The following is an 8832-nucleotide window of genomic DNA, read 5'->3' as shown; positions in this document are numbered from 1 at the left end:
TCGTGAATTCATAAACTACCACCATGGCAACAGCAGCAGAAAAGAAACTGGCATTCCAGCAGTGGAAGGAGCATTGCAAGCGCATCCAGTCCATTACCGACACCACGGCACTTGCCAACGAGACACCTGCCCAAAAAGACAGGCGCAAGGAAAGACTGCTCAGCAACTATGCCGCCTTCTGTGAGTATTACTTCCCACATTTCCTCACCCTGCGCGACAAGACTACGGGCGAGGTTGTACGCACCGTACACAACGCGCCGTTCCACAATCAGGCTGCACGCAAGGTCATGGATACGCCTAACCTCAAGGCGGTCTTCATGTGGCCCAGAGGACACGCCAAATCCACCCATTTCGACATCTTCATGCCCCTATGGTTGATGCTCCGCCCAAAACGGCTCATCAATTTCATGGTCGTTGTAGGCAAGTCGCAGGATTCGGCCAACCGACTCCTCGGAGATATTCAAGCAGAGCTGGAGTACAACCAGCGCATCATCGCCGACTTCGGGCAGCAGAAGAACCTCGGGCTATGGACGGCAGGGGAGTTCAAAACCGCCTCTGGTGTGAAATTCCTTGCTGTAGGACGTGGGCAGTCGCCACGTGGACTGCGTGAGCGTGAGGCACGCCCAGACTATATCGTCATTGATGACCTTGACGATGACGAGCTCTGCCGCAACGAGAAGCGTGTACACGACCTCACCGACTGGGTGAAGGAGGCACTCTTCGGCGCCCTCGATGTCGGGCGAGGACGTTTCCTTATGGTGGGCAACCTCATATCAAAGACCTCCGTACTGGCAAACATCGCAGCCACGCCTGGCGTGTTTGTCTCAAAGGTTCAGGCTATAGACAAAAACGGGGAGCCGGTATGGAAGGAGAAATGGAACAAGGAAGACGCACAGGAGTACCGCAGCTTCGTGGGCTACCGCGCATGGGAGAAGGAGATGATGCACAATCCCATCGTAGACGGCACCATCTTCCGGGCAGACTGGATAAGATACAAGCCCATGCCGTCGCTCCGCAAGTATGATATGCTCGTATGTTACACCGACCCGTCTTTCAAGTCCACTACATCTAACGACTACAAGGCTTCACGTCTGTGGGGAAAGCTCGGAAACGAACTGCATCTCATAGACTGTTATGTACGGCAGGACACGGTCGGAGGTATGGTACGGTGGCTTTATGACCTCTACGAGCGGACGAGGGACAAAGCAGCCATACGCTTCTTTATGGAGGCGAACTTCATGCAGGACGTCATTCTGGACGAGTTCGCCCTGGAGGGTAACCTGCGTGGATACCAGCTCCCTATCATGCCCGACAAGCGCAAGAAGCCCGACAAGATACAGCGCATCGAGGCTGTCAGCCCACTGTGGGAACGTGGCTACGTTTACTATAATAAGAAGCTCAAGGACTCACCCGATATGCAGGTGGGCATAGAGCAGACGCTGTCTCTTGAACGGGGCAGCCGTGTTCACGACGATGCGCCGGACGCTGACGAGGGGGCTATTTGGATTCTGCAGCGCAATGCAAGACAGGAAAGTTTTCAACCGGTGTTCGGAAAAAGACCGACCGCCAAAAATTCATGGTAGTATGATAAAACTGATAAAAGACATCTTTTTCGCTTGGAAATACAAGCGTGCAGTCCGGAAGGCAAAGAAAATGTCGGCCTTGTTCAAAATGAAGTATTATGTGCTTAGTATGGGGGGCAGGATCAAGGTCGTGCCCAAGCAGAATATTCGCCACCTCGTGCGCACACACCGTTTCCGTAAGGGGGTCAAGGTTGCGGATATTGAAAAAATAGCATTGTATGTAACCACATAAAAAGGAGGTAACTCATGTTTATTACAGACGAAGACTACAGGGTAGTCATAGGTGAGGCTGCCCTGAAAACGGTATCACAGACCTCTGCCGAAAACCGTGCCAACGCCGAGAGCGAGGCGCAGGAGGAGATTTCAAGCTACCTCCGCCCTGTTTACGACTGCAAGGCGACATTTGCAGCAGAAGGCAACGAGCGCAATAAACTCATCGTCATGTATATGTGTGACATCGCATTGTACCACATGACGGCATCCTTGCCACAGAAGATGGGCAGTGAAATCCGGAAGGAACGCTACGAGCGTGCCGTGAAATGGCTGGAAGGCGTACAGGCTGGAAAGATTGTGCCAGACATGCCACTATGCGTGGATGCGGCAGGGGAGCCCTCCGGTAGCGGGAGCGTCTTTCACTCACAGAAACCTTTAAGACATAACTGGTAATGGATATAAAAAGATTTTTCAGCTCTCTGACAGGACGCTCCGGAGCGAACGTCCTTCACACGCCCTATGGCAGTTTCAACCTTGCCAAGGAAGATGACCGTAAACGAATGAAACATGTCGTGATGACGCTACAGCAGACCACTGACGCACTCACACGTAAGGACATCGCAGATTGGCGCAGGGCATGGCAGCTCGCCATAAACGTTGATGAACCCAACCGCCAGAGGCTCTACGACATCTATCGCGATGCCGAGGTGGATGCACATCTTTCCGGATGCGTCAGGCAGCGGCAGGGCTTTGTCATGGCAAGAACATTCAAGATTATCGACGCCAAAGAAAATGAAAACAAAGAGGCACTGCATTACTTCGACCAGTCGTGGTTCAAGCAGCTCTGCCGTCTCGCGCTTGATTCCGTATACTGGGGACACTCGCTCATTGAGCTGGGAGACATCGTGCAGGACGGCGACGGATGCGCCTGCTATAGTGGCGTTAGGCTCATACCGCGCAAACATGTCATTCCTGAATATGGACGTGTGGTAAAGCAGATTGGGGATGACTGGAAGACAGGCTTCGACTTCCACCGTCCGCCGTTCTCCGACTGGCTCATAGAGGCAGGACAGCCGGACAATCTCGGCCTCTTCCTAAAGGCTGCGCAGCATACGATTCCTAAAAAGAACATGCTTGCCTTCTGGGACACCTTCGGCGAGATCTTCGGCATGCCTATGCGTATTGCCAAGACTGCCTCGCGGGACAGTAAGGAGATAAACCGCCTTAACCGCATGCTCGTCGAGGCGGGTGCCTCGCAGACCGCCGTCATGCCACTCGACACCGAACTTGAGTTCATCGAATCCACACGTGGCGATGCTTACAATGTCTACAACCAGCGAGTGGACCGTGCTAACTCAGAACTCTCCAAGCTCATCATCGGGCAGACCATGACCATTGAGGACGGCAGCAGCCTCTCGCAAAGCCAGACCCACTTGCAGGTGTTCCAAAACCTTGTGGAAGAGGATGCCGACATGCTCAGGGATGTCATCAACAATCAGCTCTTGCCACGCATGGTGGCGCATGGATTCCCTCTCGAGGGATTCCGATTCGACTGGGACTACTCCGTTGATTTCACGCCGGAGCAGCAGGTAGCTTACGAAACGATGGTGGCTGATCGATATGATGTGGATCCGGCTTACTTCGCTGAAAAGTATTCCATGCCCGTGGGAGAGCGTAGGAACAATATGCCTATGATAGAGCCGCAAGAAGACCCTGACGACAATTCCCGTGCAAGCCAGAAGAATGGCACTCGTTCCAATCCTCAAGTGCAGCCGCAAAACCCTGACGACAATTCTCGTGCAAGCGAGAAGAATAAAACTCGTTCCAATTCTCAAGTGCAGCCGCAAAACACCGAAGGTAAAAAAGGGAAAGACTCCAATAAGAAACAACAGCAAAAGAACATACACCCTTTTTTCGTCCAAGCCCCGCAGGACGGGGCTCATTTAGACTGGTAGTCAACGACCTCTACTATGGGCACGAAGAAAAGTGCTGCCTCGCATCGACCGAAAAGGGCTTTGCCATATCCGACGAGGTCATCGAACGTGCTCTTCACAACATCTACAGGCGAAACTTCAATCCTAAAACCGACATCGAGCCGGCATTCTTCCACGCGTTCGTGTCCACACTCAACACCGCTGCCGACAAGGGAATCAGACAGGCTCAAAGGCCAGAAGACGACTTCCTCAACGCGCTACGACACAACACCGCCGTATTCGCAGCGTTCAAGACGCACCGGCTGCAGAACGATGTCGCACGGCAGCTCACCGATTCTAACGGCAATCTAAAGCCGTTTGAACGGTGGAAAAACGATGTGCAGGACATTACCTCACACCAGTGCAAGGCATGGATGAGAACGGAGTACGACACCGCAGTGTTGCGCGCAAGGCAAGCTGCCAACTGGCAGCAGTTCCAGCGAGAGAAAGATGTGCTTCCAAACCTCGAGTGGATGCCGTCCACATCGCCAAACCCGGGAGCTGACCACATGCCTTTCTGGGGGACTATACTGCCCGTTGACCACCCCTTCTGGGGACAGCACAGGCCAGGAGACCGATGGAACTGCAAGTGCGACCTAAGATCTACCGACAAATCTGCTACCAACGTGCCTCAAGACAGTACGGCAGCACACGACCCACAGCCCGGACTCGATAACAACCCAGGGAGTACAGCACAAATCTTCGCCAAATCACACCCATATATTAAAAATGCACACCCTGGAGCGGCAAAGGCGGTCAAAAAGGCGGTCGGAAAAATGGAAAGCAGCAGAAAAGAGTTCTATAAGTATGACGAGAAAAAATGGGAGCAGTCATATCTTGCCGAAAAAGAAGACGGCTATGTCGTTACAGAGCTGAAGCGTATCCAGGAAGCAAAAGCATCAAAGAACGAGCAGGAGAAGTTCAAGAAAGAGAGCCACATGTGCCGTGTCGCTGCCGACAACGGACATGCAGTTGAGTTCCTCAGAGGAACAGCACGCCAACAGGGGAAGACCTATGACATCTTGCTTGACGAGATCCCAACCGACCTCAAGGCAGCTGGAAGCCATAACAACATCGAAAAATATGCTGCCAAGGCATACCATAAGCAGGGGGCGAAAGCTATACTCTACGAACTGAAAGAAAAAACGCCAAGCGTGTATAAAGCATTGAATGACGTAAAGCGAAAATATCCTGAATTAAGAGTGTTTTTCTACTTCAAGAATGAAAATATAATAAAAGAAATGTGATAAAAAAGAGGACGCTAAAAAACGCCCTCGGGTGGTACACGGCTTGCGCCCTGTCCCTAACTTCTTGCGAAGCTGATGCAAATATACACATTATTTCTCAAATGACAAACAAAAATGAGGAAAAAACAGCAAATACAAATAAAAAAGCACCAACCATGACACCACAACAGTTCCTACAGTTCCTACAGCAGTATGGCCGCGAGATAGAGCAGGCCAGGCAACGCACACTGCCCATCAAGGTAGGACGCATAGCAAAAGACCACTTCCAGGACAACTTCCGGCGGGGTGGATTCGTTGACGGGGGGCTGCACCCATGGCTGCGCACACACAGACAGAAGTACGCGCACGGGGCAGGCAAACAGTATAAGCCGCTCATGTCATCACGGCAGAACCTCTACGGATCCATAGCCTATGCGCCCACCGACGCAGCCGTAACCATTGGTACATCTGTACCATACGCCAACATTCACAATTCGGGAGGAGACATCGTAGTAACAAAAAGAATGAAACGATTCTTCTGGGCAAAGTTCCGGGAAGAAAACGGAGACTCGTGGGCAAGGAAACACAAGAATTCAGAGGCTGACTTCTGGTACCGAATGGCGCAAAAGCCCGTAGGCTCAACCATACACATACCGCAGCGAAAGTTCATTGGAGAAAGCCGCGAACTGGACGAGATAATCGAACAGGCCATTGACAAGGAAATCGAAGACATCATAAGCAAATAAAAAAACGGACGCCTGACCTATGGCCAGCCCCCGAAGTCGAGGAATAGGTAGTCATTAGCTACGGAATCCTCACTGCAAATATAAACAATAAAAACAAATATAGACATTAAAACAGAATGTGCGCAATCCTCATTGGGTTGCGCACTTGCCTATAGTACTATTCTATTTTACTTTGATTTCTCTACCTGCATTGTTGAGGACGCAAGTGCCTCCTCCAACTGCTTTGAAATCTTTTCCGACACGATTCTTGAAATGCGAGTTGAGATTTCCTCTACTTGCTCTGGTGTCAACAATGTGCCCTCAACCTGTGGTTGGGAACATAAACTGCTTAATGTTAAACCTATCATAGAAAAACCTCCTTACTTAAAATAATTATTGAAAAAAGAAGCATTCAGTTCAGGTTTGAAATAATGCTTCCTGTTAATCCACACAAATCCGTCGCCTTTGGAAATGACCGCTACGTCCACAGGGCCACCAACCGTTTCCTCTCCCGGCTGCATTCGTCTCACAAGCGATGTAAGAGAAATGAAACTTTCAGCCATATTCGCCATGTCTTCTTTGTCCAATGACACAACTGTGTTCAACAAAGGAACCGTATAACTTTCATGCATTTCCTTGTTGATTTGGTGTGTTATATCACGAATAATAGAGTCCTTGTCAAGTGATTTAATAGCGGAAGATACTGCAACTGTAGATGAGTCATTATCAAGGATGTTTGTTATTGCATCAGAAAAAGAGTTAATGGACTTCCCTATAACATTATAAATAATGTCTTGAAAACTCGGATTGATACCTCGAACAATGGTCTGTGTTACATCTATTTGAGCAAATGGGGCAATAACTGCAGATGAACCGTGATCAGAAATCTTTACCACTTTTTCTTCTTCCAAATAATAGCGCAAATGTCCATCCATGCCGAATGACACGTTTATCGGGAACAGTGAAGGGTATATTTCTTCATCACCGTACCCTACAAACACCAATCCTGTGTTCAGGGTTATATTCAATCTTGCAGACAAATAGTGATAGAAAGATTCGCACAGAAGTTCCACATTATTAAATCCAACTTTCTTTGCGTATTCTTCAATATCCACCTTTGCATAATGCGCAAAATCAGTATAAGCATATTTCTCAAATTCGGGACATTGCATTCCAACCTTATTGCTATTCAAGCATTGTTGCAATTCTTCAGATATGATTTCTTCGGTTTGATCTTTTATTTCAATACCTTTTTCTTGTAATATCACATTACGGCACAAACTGAAAAAAGAATCCAAAAGTAAAAGCATAAACGATCGTTGCGTTTCTTCATCGCAGAAGAAATTGCGACGATGCAAGAACTGTACGAAATCATCTATGTAGTTATTTAATATCGGGAAACTCGTTTCACCCAATTCCTTGCGATACTCCTTGATGATAATGTCCCAAGGCACATCCATAAATGCGGCATTGCTATAGGTCATAACTGCCACTGGGTGATATTTCGACAGCGTGAATATCTTATTTGCGCTGTTCACCACCTTGTGGGTGTTGCCCATCGTAACGGCACTGTCAGCTGCGATGGCAACTGCATGCTTATTCAAAACTCCTACTAAAGCTGTCATAGTTTTACCTATTCCTTTTAGAACACACTGCAAATATAAGCATTTATTTCCTGTTTTACAACCTTTCCCATGCTAAATAATGCAAAAAGCCCCGCCTGACGGCACTTCCGTCAAGCGGGCTTCTCTACGCTGTCATTCACTTTTTCATACCTTAGGCTGAAGGCGTACCACCTTGCAAGGCACCTTGCTTTCGCCATAGCCGAAGCGTTGCTCCATCCACCGTATTCGCTCCTCAAGCATGCCTATCTTCTCCCCAAGTTCTATGTTCTGCTCCATATACAGCGTGTTCAGCTTCAGCAACTCTTCCATCACTTCATCTCCTTTCCCCAGTGCTTCCTGGCATTTTGGTTACCTGTCTTGCCGCCTCTCTTACCGCCAATCTGAACCGTCGGCAATTGGTTACCCAGCGGCAAAGCCGCATCACAGCCCAGCAGACGACCAGCCATCACCTCCGGAGCATGATACAGCAGGTTCTGCTCACGGTTCTCACGAGCCTTACGGTATAGTGCCATCAGTATTCGGCTGCTCCTGTTCAGGCCGTTCAGCGTCCTGTTCACAGCCGTACGGCTAACACCAAGCTCCAAAGCCACTGCCGCCTGGTCACCCTGCTCAAGGCTCTCGCCAATCAGCCACAGCAAGTTCGTCAGCTCCACGTTCACACCATCGCCGCGGGTCCTCCGCACTACACGTCGCTGCGCAGGCTGCCCCAGTTCATACCTGCCAGTCTTGCGCAAACTCGGCAATACTTCGCTCGTTACCCACTTCCTGAATGCCTTAGCCTCCGCCTTGCGGCTCTGGAAAATCAAATTGTACAAACCACTCTCACTGACAATGGTCATCTGTTGTTCACCAGAGGATGTCCGTACTGTGGACACCCCCTTCTCGTCATCGTCTAATCGAGAGGTGGCATTTCGATTGTTTTCAATTTCAAGTGCATCACACACGTCCTTGGCAACAAACCAAGGCTCGCCGTCTTTCATCTGCACTCTGATGTTCTGATTGCTTGCGTTGAAGGTAAACACCTTCGCTTGCCCGCTCAAAGCCTGGGCACGGCTCTCAATGTTGTTTGACATAAATCGAATATTTTTAGCATGGGCGCAAAAAAGCGGTGCGCCACTACCCGCTGCTAAAGTCTATTCGATAGGACTTGACACAGCCATTACAACTGCATCACGGGGTGAGCGCACCGCCTGTATAGGCGTACCGCCAAGGCATAAAAAAAGCCCGAATGCGGTGCATCAGGCGAACTCTCTCGCCCTATCGAAATAAAACTTTAGCACCGCAAAGATACGCAAAATTTCAATACCACCAAACTTTTCCGCCGAAAAGTTGAAAAATAGCTCAAAAGTTTTTTAGTTCACGAGTAAATAGACTTTTTGCTTTTAAGCTAACAACTCGTCAACTTGTCAACTCGTCAACTATAACCATATAAAGTTACGAAAAATCAGCCACTTACGCAAACATTTTAACAGTTTAAATGTTCACAA

Annotated in this window: 9 protein-coding genes; 6 read left to right on the top strand and 3 right to left on the bottom strand. The window is 49.2% G+C overall.

The genetic code is table 11. The features are described 5' to 3' along the window. The first annotated feature begins 23 nt into the window (after window positions 1-23). From HMPREF1640_RS03100 to HMPREF1640_RS03075, 6 genes are all read left to right on the top strand, one after another. On the top strand, window positions 24-1583 hold the full coding sequence (locus HMPREF1640_RS03100) for a hypothetical protein (protein WP_036892279.1): 1560 nt from the start codon (window positions 24-26) through the stop codon (window positions 1581-1583). 1 nt (window position 1584) lies between these two features. Next, window positions 1585-1815, top strand: coding sequence for a hypothetical protein (locus HMPREF1640_RS03095; RefSeq protein ID WP_036892277.1), 231 nt, complete (start codon window positions 1585-1587; stop codon window positions 1813-1815). A 14-nt stretch (window positions 1816-1829) separates the two neighbouring features. Continuing rightward, window positions 1830-2249 (top strand): phage protein Gp36 family protein, encoded by a 420-nt coding sequence (locus tag HMPREF1640_RS03090; protein ID WP_036892275.1) that lies wholly within the window; start codon window positions 1830-1832, stop codon window positions 2247-2249. Then, a complete protein-coding gene (locus HMPREF1640_RS03085; RefSeq protein WP_081935253.1) occupies window positions 2249-3751 on the top strand; it encodes a DUF935 family protein in 1503 nt (500 codons plus the stop codon). Before HMPREF1640_RS03090 ends, HMPREF1640_RS03085 begins: the two co-directional genes overlap by 1 nt. 161 nt (window positions 3752-3912) lie before the next feature. Beyond that, window positions 3913-5016, top strand: coding sequence for a phage minor head protein (locus tag HMPREF1640_RS12510; RefSeq protein WP_052051678.1), 1104 nt, complete (start codon window positions 3913-3915; stop codon window positions 5014-5016). 155 nt (window positions 5017-5171) lie between these two features. Beyond that, window positions 5172-5741, top strand: coding sequence for a phage virion morphogenesis protein (locus HMPREF1640_RS03075; protein WP_036892283.1), 570 nt, complete (start codon window positions 5172-5174; stop codon window positions 5739-5741). Window positions 5742-6100: 359 nt separating this feature from the next. Here HMPREF1640_RS03075 and HMPREF1640_RS03070 read toward each other — a convergent pair whose 3' ends face one another. The 3 genes from HMPREF1640_RS03070 to HMPREF1640_RS12505 form a co-directional block, all read right to left on the bottom strand. Then, entirely contained in the window at window positions 6101-7345 is a 1245-nt protein-coding gene (locus HMPREF1640_RS03070) for a hypothetical protein (protein ID WP_036892273.1), read from the bottom strand. A 144-nt stretch (window positions 7346-7489) separates the two neighbouring features. Continuing rightward, complete coding sequence (locus HMPREF1640_RS13145; RefSeq protein ID WP_156098694.1) at window positions 7490-7654, bottom strand: hypothetical protein; 165 nt, start codon at window positions 7652-7654, stop codon at window positions 7490-7492. Next, a complete protein-coding gene (locus HMPREF1640_RS12505; protein ID WP_052051676.1) occupies window positions 7654-8418 on the bottom strand; it encodes a Bro-N domain-containing protein in 765 nt (254 codons plus the stop codon). The genes HMPREF1640_RS13145 and HMPREF1640_RS12505 overlap by 1 nt, the downstream gene beginning before the upstream one ends. Window positions 8419-8832 lie beyond the last annotated feature (414 nt).

It is taken from the genome of Prevotella sp. S7-1-8 (assembly GCF_000758925.1).
Lineage (GTDB): Bacteria > Bacteroidota > Bacteroidia > Bacteroidales > Bacteroidaceae > Prevotella.
This window is presented reverse-complemented; position numbering and strand designations above follow the sequence as displayed.